General features: G+C 66.2%; 18 protein-coding genes. 10 read left to right on the forward strand and 8 right to left on the reverse strand.

What is annotated here, in order from left to right:
* The 3 genes from E1N52_RS22805 to E1N52_RS22815 form a co-directional block, all read left to right on the forward strand.
* On the forward strand, positions 1-1005 hold a 1005-nt coding region (locus E1N52_RS22805), incomplete at its 5' end, for an acetyl-CoA C-acetyltransferase (protein ID WP_133185001.1).
* Between the two features lie 270 nt (positions 1006-1275).
* Positions 1276-2019 carry an acetoacetyl-CoA reductase gene (phbB, locus tag E1N52_RS22810; protein ID WP_133185002.1) on the forward strand — a complete coding sequence of 248 codons (744 nt, stop codon included), beginning with the start codon at positions 1276-1278 and terminating at the stop codon, positions 2017-2019.
* A gap of 229 nt (positions 2020-2248) precedes the next feature.
* Positions 2249-3004 carry an IclR family transcriptional regulator gene (locus E1N52_RS22815; RefSeq protein WP_133185003.1) on the forward strand — a complete coding sequence of 252 codons (756 nt, stop codon included), beginning with the start codon at positions 2249-2251 and terminating at the stop codon, positions 3002-3004.
* 12 nt (positions 3005-3016) lie between these two features.
* Here the strand turns inward: E1N52_RS22815 and E1N52_RS22820 are convergent, their stop codons facing one another.
* Positions 3017-3595 (reverse strand): VOC family protein, encoded by a 579-nt coding sequence (locus E1N52_RS22820; protein ID WP_133185004.1) that lies wholly within the window; start codon positions 3593-3595, stop codon positions 3017-3019.
* 145 nt (positions 3596-3740) lie between these two features.
* On the opposite strand from E1N52_RS22820, the gene E1N52_RS22825 reads away from it, so the two are divergent.
* The 3 genes from E1N52_RS22825 to E1N52_RS22835 all read left to right on the forward strand — a co-directional run bounded on the left by E1N52_RS22825 (position 3741) and on the right by E1N52_RS22835 (position 7666).
* A complete protein-coding gene (locus E1N52_RS22825; RefSeq protein WP_133185005.1) occupies positions 3741-4592 on the forward strand; it encodes a fumarylacetoacetate hydrolase family protein in 852 nt (283 codons plus the stop codon).
* A gap of 83 nt (positions 4593-4675) precedes the next feature.
* On the forward strand, positions 4676-6217 hold the full coding sequence (gene mhpA, locus E1N52_RS22830; RefSeq protein ID WP_133185006.1) for a bifunctional 3-(3-hydroxy-phenyl)propionate/3-hydroxycinnamic acid hydroxylase MhpA: 1542 nt from the start codon (positions 4676-4678) through the stop codon (positions 6215-6217).
* Between the two features lie 126 nt (positions 6218-6343).
* Positions 6344-7666, forward strand: a complete 1323-nt coding sequence (locus E1N52_RS22835; RefSeq protein ID WP_133185007.1) for an MFS transporter — start codon at positions 6344-6346, stop codon at positions 7664-7666.
* A gap of 13 nt (positions 7667-7679) precedes the next feature.
* Here the strand turns inward: E1N52_RS22835 and E1N52_RS22840 are convergent, their stop codons facing one another.
* Complete coding sequence (locus tag E1N52_RS22840) at positions 7680-8060, reverse strand: DUF3022 domain-containing protein (RefSeq protein WP_133185008.1); 381 nt, start codon at positions 8058-8060, stop codon at positions 7680-7682.
* Positions 8061-8259: 199 nt separating this feature from the next.
* On the opposite strand from E1N52_RS22840, the gene E1N52_RS22845 reads away from it, so the two are divergent.
* Together E1N52_RS22845 and E1N52_RS22850 are read left to right on the forward strand one after the other, a co-directional pair.
* Positions 8260-8838, forward strand: coding sequence for a hypothetical protein (locus E1N52_RS22845; RefSeq protein ID WP_133185009.1), 579 nt, complete (start codon positions 8260-8262; stop codon positions 8836-8838).
* A 33-nt stretch (positions 8839-8871) separates the two neighbouring features.
* Positions 8872-9108, forward strand: a complete 237-nt coding sequence (locus E1N52_RS22850; protein WP_133185010.1) for a hypothetical protein — start codon at positions 8872-8874, stop codon at positions 9106-9108.
* A 39-nt stretch (positions 9109-9147) separates the two neighbouring features.
* Here the strand turns inward: E1N52_RS22850 and E1N52_RS22855 are convergent, their stop codons facing one another.
* The 5 genes from E1N52_RS22855 to E1N52_RS22875 form a co-directional block, all read right to left on the reverse strand.
* On the reverse strand, positions 9148-9936 hold the full coding sequence (locus E1N52_RS22855) for an ABC transporter substrate-binding protein (RefSeq protein ID WP_133185011.1): 789 nt from the start codon (positions 9934-9936) through the stop codon (positions 9148-9150).
* A 57-nt stretch (positions 9937-9993) separates the two neighbouring features.
* A complete protein-coding gene (locus tag E1N52_RS22860; RefSeq protein WP_133185012.1) occupies positions 9994-11148 on the reverse strand; it encodes a pyridoxal phosphate-dependent aminotransferase in 1155 nt (384 codons plus the stop codon).
* A 158-nt stretch (positions 11149-11306) separates the two neighbouring features.
* Positions 11307-12185, reverse strand: a complete 879-nt coding sequence (locus E1N52_RS22865; protein WP_133185013.1) for a LysR substrate-binding domain-containing protein — start codon at positions 12183-12185, stop codon at positions 11307-11309.
* A gap of 74 nt (positions 12186-12259) precedes the next feature.
* Entirely contained in the window at positions 12260-13327 is a 1068-nt protein-coding gene (locus E1N52_RS22870) for a hypothetical protein (protein ID WP_133185014.1), read from the reverse strand.
* Positions 13324-14679 carry an MFS transporter gene (locus E1N52_RS22875; protein WP_133185015.1) on the reverse strand — a complete coding sequence of 452 codons (1356 nt, stop codon included), beginning with the start codon at positions 14677-14679 and terminating at the stop codon, positions 13324-13326. The genes E1N52_RS22870 and E1N52_RS22875 overlap by 4 nt, the downstream gene beginning before the upstream one ends.
* Positions 14680-14806: 127 nt before the next feature.
* Here E1N52_RS22875 and E1N52_RS22880 point away from each other — a divergent pair, with 127 nt between their 5' ends.
* Together E1N52_RS22880 and E1N52_RS22885 are read left to right on the forward strand one after the other, a co-directional pair.
* Entirely contained in the window at positions 14807-15715 is a 909-nt protein-coding gene (locus tag E1N52_RS22880) for a LysR family transcriptional regulator (RefSeq protein WP_133185016.1), read from the forward strand.
* A gap of 110 nt (positions 15716-15825) precedes the next feature.
* Positions 15826-16236 carry a hypothetical protein gene (locus E1N52_RS22885; RefSeq protein WP_133185017.1) on the forward strand — a complete coding sequence of 137 codons (411 nt, stop codon included), beginning with the start codon at positions 15826-15828 and terminating at the stop codon, positions 16234-16236.
* 29 nt (positions 16237-16265) lie between these two features.
* On the opposite strand, the gene E1N52_RS22890 is transcribed toward E1N52_RS22885, so the two are convergent.
* Complete coding sequence (locus tag E1N52_RS22890; RefSeq protein ID WP_133185018.1) at positions 16266-17168, reverse strand: LysR family transcriptional regulator; 903 nt, start codon at positions 17166-17168, stop codon at positions 16266-16268.
* Positions 17169-17177: the final 9 nt, after the last annotated feature.

Genomic DNA, 17177 nt, shown 5'->3' on the forward strand with positions numbered 1-17177 from the left:
GGTTCGGGCCAGAACGTGGCGCGCCAGGCGTCGATCAAGGCGGGCCTGCCCGCGGCCGTGCCCGCCATGACGATCAACAAGGTGTGCGGCTCCGGCCTGAAGGCGGTGATGCTCGCGGCCAACGCGATCATCGCAGGCGATTCGGACATCGTCGTGGCCGGCGGCCAGGAGAACATGAGCGCCGCGCCGCACGTGCTGCCGGGCTCGCGCGACGGCTTCCGCATGGGCGACGCGAAGCTCATCGACAGCATGATCGTCGACGGCCTGTGGGACGTGTACAACCAGTACCACATGGGCGTGACGGCGGAAAACGTCGCCAAGGAATACGGCATCACGCGCGAGGAGCAGGACGCGTTTGCSGCGCTCTCGCAGAACAAGGCGGAAGCCGCGCAGAAGGCCGGCCGTTTCGACGAAGAGATCGTCTCGGTGGARATTCCCCARCGCAAGGGYGAGCCGCTGCAGTTCAGGACCGACGAATTCGTGCGTCACGGCGTGACGGCGGAATCGCTCGCGGGCCTGAAGCCGGCGTTCAACAAGGAAGGCACGGTGACGGCGGCGAACGCGTCGGGCATCAACGACGGCGCGGCTGCGGTCGTGGTGATGTCGGCGAAGAAGGCCGAGGCGCTGGGCCTGAAGCCGCTCGCACGCATCAAGGCGTACGCCAGCGGCGGCGTGGACCCGAAGGTGATGGGCATGGGCCCGGTGCCGGCGTCGAAGCGTGCGCTGGAGCGCGCGGGCTGGTCGGTGAACGACCTCGATCTCATGGAGATCAACGAGGCGTTCGCGGCGCAGGCGCTGGCCGTGAACAAGCAGATGGGCTGGGACACGTCGAAGATCAACGTGAACGGCGGGGCGATTGCGATCGGTCACCCGATCGGCGCGTCGGGCTGCCGGATTCTCGTGACGCTGCTGCACGAAATGCAGCGGCGCGACGCGAAGCGCGGTCTTGCCTCGCTGTGCATCGGCGGCGGCATGGGCGTGGCGCTCGCGCTCGAGCGCGCTTGATTCGCGCTTGATCCCCGTTTAATCCGGCTTTCAACGCAGTAAGCAGCTCAGTAACCAGGCAGCAAGCGGCTCGTCGCGCGAGTAGCAGCGGCGAGCCGCCAGTAGCAGCAACCACGCGCAATACTAGAAACTGATCAGAAGCCGCGCGGTATTCGCCTTGTCTTCGTCTTGGGTGGAAGGATGAAGCGGGGCAACAGTGTATGTGGCGCCTGCACGCATCACGCGTAACGCCACGGTTTTAGTGACGCTCAACTCTCGCGGATATATAGGATGACTAATCGTATTGCATTGGTGACAGGTGGTATGGGCGGCCTTGGAGAGGCCATCAGCGTGAAGCTGCATGATGCGGGCTATCGCGTGGTCGTGACGCATTCGCCTGATAACGCCGGCGCGAAGGACTGGCTGGCGCGCATGAAGGAGACCGACCGCGAATTCCATGCGTATGGCATGGACGTAGCGGACTATGATTCGTGCCAGCGCGGCGCGAAGAAGATCCAGAGCGAGATCGGCCCTGTCGATATTCTCGTGAACAACGCGGGCATCACGCGCGACATGACGTTCCGCAAGCTCGACAAGGTCAATTGGGACGCCGTGCTGCGCACCAATCTCGACTCGATCTTCAATATCTCGAAGCCGCTGTGCGACAGCATGGTCGAGCGCTCGTGGGGCCGCATCATCAACATTTCGTCGGTGAACGGTTCGAAGGGTTCGGTCGGCCAGACCAACTACGCCGCGGCGAAGGCCGGCATGCACGGCTTCACGAAGTCGCTCGCGCTGGAAGTGGCCCGCAAGGGTGTGACGGTCAACACCATTTCGCCGGGCTATCTCGCCACGAAGATGGTGACCGCTATTCCTCAGGACATTCTCGACACGAAGATCCTGCCGCAGATCCCGATGGGCCGTCTCGGCAACCCGGGTGAAGTCGCAGCGCTCGTGCTCTTCCTGTGTTCGGACGAAGCGGGCTTCGTGACGGGCGCAAATATTCCTATCAACGGCGGCCAGCATATGCAGTAAAGCTATGCTAAACATGTATCGCGCATGAATGATGTCAGGCGACTTTCGCCTGGGTGATGCGCGGTGCATGTGGCACCGGTAATCCATACCGACCGCCGCATTGCGGGGCACGTGTAAAGCGCGCCCTGCAATGCGGCGGTTTTGCATGGTGCCGCCGGGTTTGCGGGGCACGAACGCGGGGTAGCGGCCGCTATAATTGGCCACCCCACGCGTGACCGGAGACCGGCCCTTGTCGAGCATTGCGAAACTGCTGTCCATCCTCGAACTCTTTTCCGAGGCGCGGCCTTTTCTTTCCGCCGAACAAGTGGCGGCCGAACTGCAATGCTCGGTGCCGACCGCTTATCGCTACCTGCGTGAACTCGTCGATACGGGCATGCTGCTGCGCTTCGTGGGCGGCGAATACGGCCTCGGCCCGCGCATCATCACGCTCGACTACCATCTGCGCATTTCCGATCCGTTGTTGAAAGCAGGGCAGCCGGTCATGCGCGAGCTGGCGGAGCAATCGGGCTTCGACGCTGTCATGTCGCGCTGGTACGGCAATGAACTCGTCGATACGCACCGTGAATCGCACGACGCCGTATTCGACCTGCGCTATGGACGTGGCCGTCCGCGCCCGCTCTTTCTTGGCGCCGCGCCCAAGGCGATCCTTTCGACGTTTCCCAAGGCGAAGCTCGCCGCGCTGTTCGAGCAGTACCCCGAAGACATCGCTGCCAGCGGACTCGGCGGCTCGCTCGAAGAGTTCCGCGCGAGCCTGCTCAAGATCCGCCGCGCGGGGTTCTATCTCTCGAAGGGCGAACTCGAAGCGGGCATGTCCGCCGTCGCTTCGCCGCTCTTCGCCGACGCATCGGGCGAAGCGGTGGCTTCGCTTGCGCTCGTCGTGCCCGAGCAGCGCCTCGCGTTCTTCAACCTCGAGCGCGTGGTCGAGGCCGTGAAGGATGCCGCCGCGCGCATTTCCACGCGCGTGCGTGCATTGATCGAGTCATAAAACGGCGCGGCGTCACGCTATGCCCATACGCGCCGCCATCTCCCTCTCCCACACCGCGCGCGGCCGGAAGCCCGGCAACGTGCTCGCATGGCGCTCGACCTCGGCCAGCAACGCGTCGTCGGGCAGCGTGAAGTCCACACTCACGCGCATGGGCTGATCCACGTACCACGGCGTGTCGATGAAAATCTCCAGCCGGTTGCCTTCCGGGTCGCGCGCGTAGAACGAGATCGCATTGCCGTGCGTGACCGGAACGATCTCCTCCATCCCTTCCTCCACGAAGCGCCGGTGAAAGTGCTTGAGCGTGGCGAGGCTGTCCGCCTCCAGTGAAATCTGGTTGATCGGATTGAAGGGCAACTGCTCGGGCCTGCCGCTCGCCAGCACGATCTGGTGATGCACACGGGGATCGCGGCTGAGAAAGACAAGGCTGACCGTGCCGCGCGGCGAGGGCAGCGTGCCGCGGTCCGTTACCGTGAATTCGAGCACCCGCGTATAGAAGTCCTCGACCTTCGCCATGTCGCTCACGTAAAAGCCCATGTGGCTGAGCGTGAGGCCGGTTCGCTTCGTGGTTGAGTCGATGTTCGGCAGAGTCATGCTGTCTCCAGTGGTAGTGATAAACCCTGATAAAAATCAAGTTGTGCATCGCGTTTTTCGTAGTGTATTCTCAAAATACGATAAACGCACCAAGAAATGCGCGTCCCGCTTTCAAGGTAAACCCACTCTTTATCATCGGAGCATCATGAAACTCGCCAGCTTTTCCACCCATGAAGGTTCGTCGTTCGGCGTCGTGCGCGACGGCGCGGTGTTCGACCTCAAGAAGCGCCTGGGCGGGCGCTATGCCGATCTCAAGTCGCTGATCGCAGCCGGCGCATTCGCCGAAGCGGAGCGCGCCGCGAGCGAAGGCAAGGGCGACTATCCGCTCGCCGAAGTCATGCTCGAGCCCGTCATTGCGAATCCGCAGCAGATCTTCTGCGTGGGCCTGAACTACGCGGAGCACGTGAAGGAAACCAACCGCGAGACTACGGAGCAGCCCGTGATCTTCATGCGCCTGCCGGCTTCGCAGGTGGGGGCGGGCGAGCCCATGCTGCGTCCGCGCGAGTCCACACAGTTCGACTATGAAGGCGAGATCGCCGTGATCATCGGCGAGGGCGGGCGGCGCATTGCCGAGGCCGACGCATGGCGTCATATCGCGGGCTACAGCTGCTACAACGACGGCTCGGTGCGCGACTGGCAGCGCCACACGGGCCAATGGGGACCGGGCAAGAACTTCTACCGCACGGGCGCGTTCGGCCCATGGATGGTCACGAGCGACGAGATCGAGCCGAACGCGCTGATGACGCTCGTCACGCGACTGAACGGCCAGGAAGTGCAGCGCGCGACCACGGAAATGCTGATTCACGGCATTGCGAAGCAGATCGCGTATCTCTCCACCTTCACGCCGCTCTTTCCCGGCGACGTGATCGTGACCGGCACGCCCGGCGGCGTGGGCGCGAAGCGCAATCCGCCGCTTTTCATGAAGCATGGCGACGTGGTGGAAGTCGAGGTGGATCGCATCGGCACGCTCAGGAATCCCGTCGCGGACGAAGCGTAAGCCGCAGGACGCCGCCCGCGCGATGCGGGCGGCGCAGTCATCCAGTAGTTTTCACTCAGTTAGCCATGGATCAGGTGAATGGGATGAAGGATGTCGTAAACAATTCGGTATGCAAAACAAATCCGCCGCCCGACTATGACGTCGCGATCATCGGCTTCGGGCCGACCGGCGCGACGCTCGCCAATCTGCTCACGCTGCGCGGCCTGAAAGTCGTGGTGTTCGAGCGCGACAAGGACGTGTTCCAGTTGCCGCGCGCCGTGCACTTCGATGGCGAATGCATGCGCGTGTTTCAGGCTGCCGGAGTCGCGCAGACGCTGCTGCCCAATCTCTTCGTCGGCCCCGGCATGAAGTTCGTGAATGCACGCGGCGAGCTGATGATCGACTGGACAAGGCCCGGCGGCATCGGCCCGCAAGGCTGGTGCGCAAGCTACAAGTTTCATCAGCCGGATCTCGAACGGGCGTTGCGTGCGCAACTATCCGCGCGCGGCGGCGCCGACGTGCACTTGCGTCACGAGGTGTTCGCGCTCGACGAACGCGACGACCACGTGCGCATCCGCTTCGAGGACACGGCGCAAGGGCGCCTTGCGCACACCACGGCGCGCTACGTGGTGGGTTGCGACGGTGCGCGTTCGACCGTGCGCCGCTTCATCGGCACCGAGCTGGCCGATCTGAAATCGCACGAGCGCTGGGTCGTGGTGGACGTGCTGCTGGAAGGCGAGCGCGCCGATCTCGGCGACTACTCGATCCAGTACTGCGACCCAGCGCGGCCGACCACGTACACGCGTGGTCCGCACAATCGCCGCCGCTGGGAAATCATGGTGATGCCGGGCGACGACGAGCGACGCATCGGCACGCAGGAATGGATCTGGGAGCGGCTCGCACGATGGATCACGCCCGAGCACGCGCAACTCGAACGCTCGGCGATCTACACGTTCCATTCGGTGATCGCGCAGGGCTGGCGGCGCGGCAGGCTGCTGATCGCAGGCGACGCCGCGCACCAGACGCCGCCGTTCATGGGGCAGGGCATGGCCGCGGGCATACGCGACGCCTCGAACCTCGCGTGGAAGCTCGCCGACGTGATCGATGGCGCGCTGCCCGAGACGCTGCTCGACACCTACGAGAGCGAGCGCGAACCGCACGTGCGCACGTTCATCGAAACGGCGGTGCAGCTAGGCGGCGTGATCCAGGCCACCGACACCGACGCCGTTGCCGCGCGCGACCGCGAGATGACAGCGGCGATTCGCGAGTTCCGCACGCCCCAGCCGCGTTTGGGCCCGGGCTGGCACGCCGGAGTGGCGGGCGGCGATATCGGGCGGCAACCTGTGTTCGAAGACGGCTCGCGCCTCGACGACGCCGTTGGCTATCGCTTCGCGCTGATCGTTGACGAAGCGCTCGCGCAACGCGCGCAGGACGCGCTGACGAACGCAGCGCAACGCGAACGCGTGGCGATCGTATCGGCTACACGAGAACCGCTTCGCGCCTGGCTCGCGGACACCGGCGCGCGCGCCGTGCTGCTGCGGCCCGACCGCTACGTCGGCGGCGTCGCGCACGATGCGGGCGAACTGGACGCGCTGCTCGCACGCGCGGGCGTTGCGTGCGCGCCGCAGCGACGCGAGGCCGCTTGACCCAAGGCCCGGGCAGTCCGCGATGCAACGCGGCGGCCCGGGCCGATGCTTTTGAAGCAGAGGCGCAGGACGAAGATCCGTTAGCAGAAACGCAAGCGCCGCCAAGTCCATCAACAAGGAGAGCAAATGGAGACGACACCCTCGCTGCCAGCGTCGCACGCCGCAGCGCCTGGCCTGACCCGCGCCCAATGGAAGATGATCCTCATTGCGAGTCTGGGCGGCTCGCTGGAGTTCTATGATTTCGTGATTTACGGCTTCTTCGCGCATTCGATCGCCGCGCAATTCTTTCCGGCGACCGACCCGCTCGTGAGCATGCTGCTCACGTTTTCGGTGCTCGCGATCGGCTATATCATCCGGCCGCTCGGCGGCATCGTGCTCAGCAGCCTGGGTGACCGCATCGGGCGGCGGCCCGTGTTCGTGGGTTCGATCGTCGTCGTGACGCTCGCGACGATCTGCATCGGCCTGATGCCGAATTACGCGCGCTGGGGCATTGCGGCGCCCATCGCGCTGATCGGCCTGCGCGTGCTGCAAGGCTTTTGCGTGGGCGGCGAAATGCCCGGCGCGATCACCTACGCGGTGGAAGCGGCACCGCGCCGCGCGGGCCTCGCGGCCGGCGTGATCGTCTGCGCGATCAATACGGGCGTGATGCTCGCGACGATCGTCAATCTCGTCGTGCAGTCCGCACTCACCCCCGCCGACGCCGCGAGCTACGGCTGGCGCATTGCATTCCTCGTGGGCGGGCTGTGCGGGATCGTTTCGTATCTGCTGCGCCGCAATCTCGACGAGTCGCCCGAATTCAGGCAAATGCAGGGCGCCGTGGTGAAGCAGCCGTTTCGCGAAACGCTGCGCCACCATCGCGGCGCGGTGGTAGGCGGCGCGCTTTCGATTGCGGTGATGGCGGGCTTCAACGGCGTGCTCTACGGCCACATGCCCGCGTATCTGATCGAGACGCTGAAATACGCGCCGCGCGAAGCTGCGCTCGCCCAGAATGCGTACTTGCTCGTGAGTTCGGTGGGGCTGCTCGCGGCGGCCTGGGCTGGCGACTTCGTGCCGCGCCGATACCTGCTGCGTGTGTCTTGCGTGCTGCTCGCCGCGCTTGCCTGGCCGTTCTATACGGCGCTCGCGGCGCACAGCGTGAATGTGGTCGTGTTGTTCGTGCTTGCCGCGCTGGTGTTCTCGCTCGCGAGCGGTACGTGGGCCGCGGTCCTCGCCGATCTCTTTCCGGTGCAGGTGCGTTTTAGCGGCATCGCGCTCGCGTACAACGTTTCGGTGGTGGTGTTCAGCGGGTTTGCGCCGTTGCTCTGCGCGGCATTCGTGCGCATGAGCGGGTCGCCTGCCGCGCCGGCGTGGTACGTGATCGGTTCGGCGCTGATCGCGCTAGTGGCGAATCTCGGGCTGCACGCTTCGTCGCGCTCGCGCATGGAACGGTCGGCGGCAGCCGCGGGCTAGGCGGTCGCGCTGCTCAAAGAAAGCCTGCCGGCGTTTCGAACTCCGAATCGTCGACGTCGATTTCTATCGAGCACGCGCCCTCTGTGGGGAGCGGCGTCTGCCTTGCCTCGAAGCGCTCGCGCACGCGCTCGCGAATGCGCTGCTGGATCATGCGTCGGCGCGCCGTGTCCATCGCGGCGTAGCGGTCGAGTTGCGCGCGCGAGAAGCGCAGCGTGGCGGCGCAGCGCGAGTCGAGCGTGGTGTCGCGGTGCGAGTCCACGACCCACGAAAGCTGGATGACGATCGTTTCGCCCTCGTCGATGAGGCTCACCGCCGGCCGCTTGGGCGATTCGAAAATGTTCGCGACAGCGATCTGGATCTCCTCAAGACGCTGGTCGAAATCGAAGGTGTTCATAGGGGCTCCCGTCTCGATGGCTCTTTCTCAGTGACTTCGCAGCGCGCATCGGGCGTTCCAGCCATGCCTGGGCACGCCCGATGCGCTAACCGGCAAGGGGCAGGCGAATGCGCGAATCGGATCGAGCGCAGGCGAATGGCACGATGCATGCGCTCCTGGTCAGGAACTTCCACTCACCGAAGCCTGCAAGGAGAGAGCTATGTCTATGATCGTTGCGAGCCGCTTCACCACGCTGCACGAAGCGGAAGTGGCCGTCGACAAGCTGCATTCGAACGGCTTCGTCGGCGAGGATATCGCCTCGTTCTTCGTGAACCCGAGCGGCCAGCACGCGCGGTATCCGGTGGGCGGCGACGAGTTCGTCGACCCGGGCGCGCGCGACACGTCGGTCGGCGCGGCCACCGGGGCAGCGGGCGGTGCGGTGATCGGCCTCGTGCTCGGCGTGCTGATCTCATACATCGTGTTCCACTCGCTGGTGGTGCTGGCGGTGGCCGCCGGCGTGGGCGCCTATGTCGGTACGCTCGCGGGCGCGCTATGGCAGACGAGGGGCGGCGGCAAGGCGCGTCAGCCCGACATCGGCCACGAGCCCGACGGCACGCCGAAGGCCCGCGAGTCCGGCGTGCTGGTGGCCGTGCACGTGAGCCCCGGCACTCAGCACACGGCGGCGCAGGTACTGGGCGCGGCGGGCGGCATGGAGATCGAGCGTGCCGACGGACGTTGGCAGCAAGGTCATTGGGCCGACTTCGACCCGACCCGCAGCGTCGAGCCGCTGCGCGAATGAGCGGCGGCGCGTTGCGCTGACAAGGAGGCAACCATGAAGCATCACGAGACGCCGGACGACGACGGCACGAACGTCAAGCGTCCGCAGCACGAAAGCAGCGAGCCGCTCGCGCGGCGGCACCCGCACGAGCCGCGCTCGGTGGGCCGCCAGGGGCATAGCGACATCGAAAGCGGGCAGGAGGACACGGACCGCTGGGGCGGCGATGCGTATCAGGAGCGCACGAAGAACGACGCCCACGTGAATCGCAATTCGCGACAGGGGCGGCGCTGAGTTCGCTCATGCGATGCGGCCGCCCCTGAGTGCGGCGTATTACTTGGGCGAAACGTCGATGTCGCCGAAGTATTTGTGCGCGAGCGACGTGACCGTGCCGTCGGACTCGATCTTCGCGATGGCCGCGTTCAGGCGCTCGCGCAAGGCCGTATCGCCCTTGCGGATGCCGAACGCCACGCCGCTGCCCAGAATCTTGTCGTCGCGCACGGCTTCGCCCACGAACGCGAAGCCCTTGCCATCAGGCTGCGAAAGAAAGCCTTTCTGGCCCGCGGGCGCGAGCACGAGCGTCGCATCAAGACGCCCCGCGCCGAGATCCGCGTAAATCTGGTTCTGGTCCTGATAGGGCACGACGCTCACGCCGGCCGGCTCCCAGTGCACCTTTGCATAAGTTTCCTGAATCGACGATTGCAGCACGCCGACACGTTTGCCCTTGAGCGATGCGGCGGTCGCGACGAGTCCGCTGTCACTGCGCGCGATCAGGCGGCTCGGCACACGATAGATCACCGTGGTGAAATCGATGGCCTCGCGGCGCTTTTCGGTGGCGTTCATCGCCGAGTTGATGGCGTCGAACTTGCGGCCCTGAAGCGCGGGAATCAGGCCGTCGAACGACGTTTCGACCCATTTGCAGGTCATGCCCGCCTTCGCGCACACGGCATTGCCGATGTCGATATCGAAGCCTTGCAGCGTGCCGTCCGCGGCTTTGGTTTCGAACGGCGGATACTGCGCCTCGACGCCGAAGCGCAACAGGTTCGTATCGGCGAATGCCGATGCCGGGCCGAGTACGCCGTACACGCATGCGAGCGCGAGGAGCGCATTGAGTCGCTTCATGGTGATCTCCTTGCTTACCAGTTTCGAGCAGTTTCGTTGTGTTTCGAATGCGGTGCCTTAAATCGCGCAAAGGCGGCGTGCGCCTTCGAGCAATGTTTCGTCATCCTTGGCGAAGCTCAGGCGGATGATGCCTTCGTCGGTGCCGTCGGTGTAGAACGCCGAGAGCGGAATCGTCGCCACGCGGGCGTCGCGGATGAGGCGCAGCACGAAGTCGCTGTCACGCTCGTCGGAGAAAGACCGGAAACGCGCGAGCAGGAAAAAGCTGCCTTCGCTCGGCAGCAGTTCGAAGCGCGAGGTTTCCAGCGCGCGCGCGAGCAGGTCGCGCTTGTGCTGGTAGAAGGCCGCCAGGCCCAGATAGCTTTGCGGCTCGGCAAGCGCCTGGGCGAACGCATACTGCATGGGTGTGTCGGCGGAAAAGACCATGAACTGGTGGACCTTGCGGATCTCGTCCATCAGCGCGGCGGGGGCGACGCAATAGCCCACGCGCCAACCCGTGACGTGATACGACTTGCCGAACGACGAAACGATCACGCTGCGCTCGGCCAGTTCGCGATAGCGCGCCATGCTCCGGTGCGGCGCGCCGTCGAACACCACGTGCTCGTACACCTCGTCGGAGAGAATCACGATGTCGGTATTGCGCGTGAGCGCCGTGAGCCGCGCGATGTCGTCCTCGCCGAAGATCGTGGCCGTGGGATTGTGCGGCGTGTTCACGATGATCATGCGCGTGCGCGGCGTGATGGCCGCGCGCACGGCGTCCCAGTCCACGCGGAAATGCGGCTGCGCGAGCTTGATCGCCACCGGCTTCGCGCCCTGCAGGCGCACGATGGGCGCATAGCTGTCGAATGCGGGCTCGAAGTAGATGACTTCGTCGCCGGGATGCACGAGCGCGCTGATCGTCGAGTACAGGCCTTCGCTCGCGCTCGCGAGCACGGTCACTTCGCTCGACGGGTCGTAGTGCGCGCCATGGAGCGTCTCGAACTTCGCGGCGAGCGCTTCGCGCAGCTCGGCCAGGCCCGCCATCGGCGCGTACTGGTTGTGGCCCGCGCGCATGGCGGTGGCCACGTCATCCACGAGTTTCGCGCTTGGGTCGAAATTCGGCGCGCCTTGCGAGAGGTTCAGCGCCTGATGCTCGGCGGCAAGCTGGCCGATTACCGTGAAAATCGTCGTGCCAACATCGGGCAGCTTCGAGCGGGCCTGCGCGGCGCTCTGCATGGTCGGTCTCCCTTCGGGCGGCGCGCGGCCGCATGGTGTGTCAATTGCGAGGTTGCCGGAAGATCGGGCCTTGCGCGGAGCGCCCCATTACGCCGAAAGAGCAGCCCGCATGCAATCGATTAATTCTCATGGCCGCCATGCGCTGCCGTCATGGCGCGCTACGGCGTCGAGCGGTCCTGGCCCATCCACTCGCTGAACAACTGCACCTTCTTCTGCTGGGCCACGCATTCGGGGTACACGAAATAGTAGCGCGAGCCCGTGGGCACGGCGAGATCGAAGGGCATGACGAGGCGTCGTGTCTCGACATCCTCGCGGACGAGCGTGCGGTCGGTGATGGCGACGCCGAACCCCTGCATGGCGGCAGTGGCCGCGAGATCGAGCGATTCGAATGTGGGGCCGAGATCGGCATCGACCTTTTTCGCGCCCGCGCGCGCGAGCCACAGGCGCCAGTCGGCGTGGTCGCGCGTGGGGTGCAGGAGGGTCTGGTGCGCGAGATCGTCGGGCTTGACGAGCGGGCGGCGCGAGAGCACCTCGGGCGTGCAGACGGGTGTGAGGTATTCGTCGAAGAGCGGCACCGCATGCACGTCGGCGCCGGGCGACGAACCGTAGATGATCGCCGCGTCGAAAGGCTCCGCCTGGAAGTCGACTTCGTGGCCCCACGTGGTCGTGATCTGGATCTGCAGGTCGGGGTGCTCGTTCTGGAAGCGCATGATGCGCGGCAGCATCCAGCGCATCACGCAGGTCGGGACCTTGAGGGCAAGCTCGGTGCGCTGGCGCGTGAGGCGCTGCGAGGCTTCCTCGATGCGCCCGAAGCCGTCGCGCACGGCCGGCAGCAGTTGCTCGCCCTCGGCGGTGAGCGTGAGACCTTTGGACGAGCGGCGAAAGAGCGGCAGGCCGTAGTACTGCTCGAGCGCGAGGATCTGCCGGCTGACTGCGCCTTGTGTGAGGCAAAGGTGCTCGGCCGCGCGCGTAAAGCTGCCATAGCGGGCGACCGTTTCGAAAATCTGCAGGGCGTTGAGCGGGGGAAGGCGTCTCATGGCGGTCGTTGGGCGGCCGGGCGAGTGCGCGCATCCGGCGGGAATCGAGCCGCTATGATACGACGGCCGCCCGCTCAATCGTCCGCGCCGCCTGCGCTTTGTGCCTGGCTCGCCGCGCGTGCCGCGTCGATCGTGGCGTGCGCGCCGAACAGAGCGCGTATGCCGGGCCCGGAGAGGAACATGGCCTCGGCGTTGTGGCCCGCACCCGGCACCTCGAACCACGCATGGCGCAACTGCGGGTGCCGGGCGCCGAGGTAGGCGAAATAGGCGCGGGCTCGCGCGAGGCGGTGAGGCCCCTGTGCGCTGGCCGCGCACGAGCGGTCGAGCGCCGCGTGCGCCGGATCGCAATCGCGCTCGCCTGCCAGATACACCACTTCCCGCCCGATGTAGCGGCGCTCGAGCGTGACGGCATCGTGCATGGCCGTGGCATAGCGCGGGAGCTTGCGCATGCCGTACTTCCAGTCGTCGACGTCGGGGCATGCGACGTGATCCGCAGGGGCGAAACTGCCATCAAGTTGCGGGCGCAACGAATCGAAATACACCCAGGAAGAGGGATTCGCGATCACGAAGCGCAGGGTCACGCCGCGCTGCGCGCATTGCTCGGGCGCAGGGCTCAGGATCGCATAGCGATGCGCGACCTGAGCCCCGCCCGAATGCCCCGCGATGACGATCTCGCGCAGAGCCGGATAACGAGCGCGGTCGGCGAGTTGCGCGACGAGGGCGTCGAGCGCGTCGAAGGAACTCAAGGGCGCGGGACCGCGCGCATCGGCTCCGCCCATCCAGGCGGTCCATTCCCAATGCAGCAGGTCCGCTGGCGCGCGGTGATGCTCGACATCGGCGCTGGCGAGGAACTGCGGCACCACGACGAGCGTGTCGTCGTCATGCGCGGAGGAAGCGGCGCGGGCGCGCAGCGTCGAGCGCAAATAGGCGTCGGCGTCGCGCAGGCGGCCGTGCAGCATCACGAGAGCACGCGTGGCACGCTCGCTCTCAGTGCAGCCGCCCACGAACATCGGCACACTGCCGCTGCCTTGCGCCGTGACGACGCGCAGCATGACATCGCCGATCGCGCGCACCGGGTACTCGTTGCGCGGGCGTTGATCGCTCACGTGGCTCACGCCGCTCACGATGGACTGCTCGCTCATTCCGACTCCGACTCGGCCGGCCACGCATTGGGCTCGCGCAACAGACGCCGGCCCGAAACACTCGCAAAAACCAGCACGAGCGACACGATGCCCGTGACGATGAGATACCACGCCGGCACGATGCGCGAACCGGTCACGCCGATCAGCGTCGAGACCGTGAGCGGCGCCATGCCGCCGAACAGCGTGACGGCGATGTTGTACGAGAGCGCGACGCCCGTGGAGCGCGTGGACGTGGGGAAAAGCTGCGTGAGCATGCCGGGGTGCGCGCCCGACATCAGGCTCAGCACGACGGTGGCGACCATTTGCGCGGCGAACACGCGCTCCGGCGTCGGCGCGGCAAGGACCCACGCGAAGAGCGGCCAGGCGGCGCAGATCCACACGAGCGTCACGGGCAGGAACAGCCGGTAAGCGCCGAAGCGGTCGGCGAGCTTGCCCGCGAGCGGATAGCCGACGATGCCGATGAGCCCCGACGCCGCCGTGCCGAGCAGCGCGCTCTTGAGCGGCAGATGGAGCTGGCGCTCGACGTAGAGCGGCATATACGAATGCCAGAGATAGTTGGTCGCCGCGCCTACGGCGATCACGCCAACCGCGCACAGCGCCGCGTCGCCGCGTTCGCGCAGGAAAGTGCGCAGGGACTGGCGCGGCGCATGGCCGAGACGCTCGCGCAACTGCACGAACTCCGGCGATTCGGCGACCTTGTGGCGGATATAGAAGCCCACCGGGCCGACCAGCGCGCCGAGCAGGAAGGGCACGCGCCAGCCCCATTCTGTGAGCGCCGCGGGCGAGAGCCGCGTGGTGAGCAGGAAACTGCACGCCGAAGACAGTAGCAGCGCGACGGCCTGGGACGTCATCTGGAAGCTGCCATAGAACATCTTGCGGCCGGGCGGCGCGTACTCGGTGAGCATCGAGGCGGCGGTGGCGAACTCGCCGCCCACCGAAAGCCCTTGCAGGATGCGCGCGAGCAGCACGATGAGCGGCGCGGCGATGCCGATCGACGCATAGCCGGGCGTGACGCCCATGAGCAAGGTGCTCGCCGCCATCAGCACGATCAGCGCCGACAAAGTCCTGCGCCGTCCGTAGCGGTCGGCGAATGCGCCGATCACCACGCCGCCGAGCGGCCGCACGACGAAGCCGATCGCGAACGTGGCGAGTGTGAGCGTGATCGACAGAAAGCTGCTCTGCACGGGGAAGAACACGTGCGCGATGGTCTTCGCGAAGTAGCCGTAGATGAGGAAGTCGAACCACTCGAGCCCGTTGCCGATGACCGAGGCGAGCACGGCGCGGCGTACCTGCGAAGTGGTGAGGCGGGGCGCGTCGAGCGCCGCCGGGCCTGCTTCGAGAATGGATTGCATATGTCTCCGGAAGTCGTCGTTGGCGTTTTCTTCACAGACTAGGGAGTTGCGCGGCAAATGTAAAATACATATCGGATGGGGTTGCCATATCCAATGCCTATACCAATCCTTCTGCCGGAGCGTCCCGATGGAGCTACGTCACCTGCGCTACTTCCTTGCTGTTTGCGAAGAGCGCCAGTTCACGCGCGCGGCCGCGCGGCTGCACATGCAGCAACCGCCGCTCTCGCAGCAGATCCAGGAACTCGAACAGGAACTGGGCTTTGCACTGTTCACGCGGCAGCCGCGCGGCGTGGAGCTGACCGCGCCGGGCGAGGCCTTCGCAGCGTGCGCGCGCAACCTTCTGCGCACGCTCGAACAGGGCGTGACACACGCGCGGCGGGTGGCGCTCGGGCAGGTGGGCAAGCTGCATGTGGCGCTCACGAGTTCGGCCGCGTTTCATCCGCTCGCGCCGGCCGTGATACGCGCGTATCGCGACGCGCATCCCGACATCGCCATCGAACTCAGCGAGATCAACGCAGCCGAGATCATCGAGATGATGATGAACGGGCACGTCGATGTCGCGATCCTGCGCAAGCCGATCGAGACGCCCGCTGAGCTGCGCTTCGAGCGCATCGCCCAGGAGCACATGCTGCTCGTGCTGCCGGTGGGCCACAGGCTGGCGGGGACGCGGGCGGTGTCGCTCAAGCGCCTCGCGGGCGAGCCGTTCATCTTCGTGCGGCGGCCCGGCGCTCCCGGCATGTACGCCGATTTCGTGCGCGCCTGCGAAGCCCAGGGCGTGCACTTGCGCGTGGTCGACGAGGTGCCGCGCATGGTCACCGCGATCAACCTCGTGGCCGCGGGTGGCGGCGTGACACTCGTGCCGGCTTCCATGCGGCGCTATCAGCAGGAGAGCGTGCGCTACTGCCGCGTGGCCGGGGACGAGGCATTTCGTGCGCCGCTCCATCTTGTGACGAAGCCCGCCGTGCGCAATCCGGCGGTGGAGCGGTTCCGCGAGACCGTGTTCGCGTTTGCGGAGCGCTCGCGCGAGGGCCACTGAGGCTCTCAAATATTTTCGTCTGCCCCCTTTCGGATTGCGCTGACCTGCCGTTAACCCGTATGCCTCGATACGGGCGCGAGGCGCAATCACAAGAGCAAAACGAATAAACAGTGGCAACGAGAATCATCGAAGGAGCGGCGGTGCGGGCCGCCGCAGGGCGCGAGGCGCAGATCGCAGACCGGCCGGCGGCGGTGCGCCTGCTCATCAAGCTGCGCGAGCACAAGGCGCGGGTCATGCTGCTCGCCGTCGCGGCAGGCTGTGTCGTCGCGTTCGCGTCGTGGCTGGACGACCAGCTGCGGCCCGCGCTCGAAGCGCGCGAGCGCAATGAACTGAGCGAGGAAGCGGCCGAGGAGATGCGCGCGGCCGTTGCGCCCTGCGTGCCCAGCGCGGTGCACAGCCATACCTCGTGGTGCGGTGCTGTGAGGATAGTGCCGCCACCGCCGCGGCCCGTCACGCCGCTGCCTTTGATCGCGGGCGCGCCCGCGGCGTTCTGCACGGCCAACGGCAGCCCGTCCTGCTGATTGCCTTTACGCGCGCCGACGTGACGACGTCACACCGGCGCCTCGACTGCCAACGCCTCACACGTCTCGAACAACAACGCGCGCGCCCACTGATGCCCTGGTGAGCGATGCGTGCGCTCGTGCCACGCGAGCGTCTTGGTGAATCCCGGTATCGCGAGCGGCGGCTCGACCACTGCGAGCCCCGGTGCGTTCTTCACGAGCCGTGACGGCACGACCGCAATCAGATCGCTCGTCAGCAAGATATCGGGCAGCACGAGAAAGCTGTTCACCGACACCGTCACGCGCCGTGTGCGCCCCACGCGCGCCAGCGCCTCGTCCGTGACGCCGCTCAGGCTTCCACCCTCATACGACACCAACGCGTGATCGAGCGCGCAAAACCGCTCCAGCGTGAGCCGCCGCGCGGCGGCTGGGTGATCCGCGCGCATCACGCACACGTAGCGCTCGTCGAAGAGTCGCCGCGCATGCAGGTCCGCAGGCGTGGTCTCCGGCGTGATCAGGGCCAGATCCACATCGCCGCTTTCCAGTTGCGCCTGCAGACGCTCGTGCTGCACCGGCACGATCACGGCGCGCACGCCGGGCGCCGTTTCCCGCAGCCGCGCGAGATATGGCACGACGACTGCGCGCAGCGCGTAGTCGGTCGAGGCGAGGGTGAGCGTCATCTCGGCCTCGGCCGGCGCGAAGGCCTGCGGCTGCAGCATCTGCTCGATCTCGCTCAACACCTGCTTGAGCGGCGCGGCCAGTTGCAGCGCGCGTTCGGTCGGCACGATGCCACGTTGCGAGCGCACGAACAGCGGATCGCCGAAACTCTCACGCAGACGCGTCAACATCGCGCTCACGGCCGGCTGCGTGAGCGACAGACGCTGCGCGGCGCGCGTGACGTTGCGTTCGTCGAGCAGGGCGTCGAGCGCCCGCAAGAGGTTCAGATCGAGCATTCTGATATC

Origin of the sequence: Paraburkholderia guartelaensis, assembly GCF_004353905.1 — a bacterium.
Classification (GTDB): domain Bacteria; phylum Pseudomonadota; class Gammaproteobacteria; order Burkholderiales; family Burkholderiaceae; genus Paraburkholderia; species Paraburkholderia guartelaensis.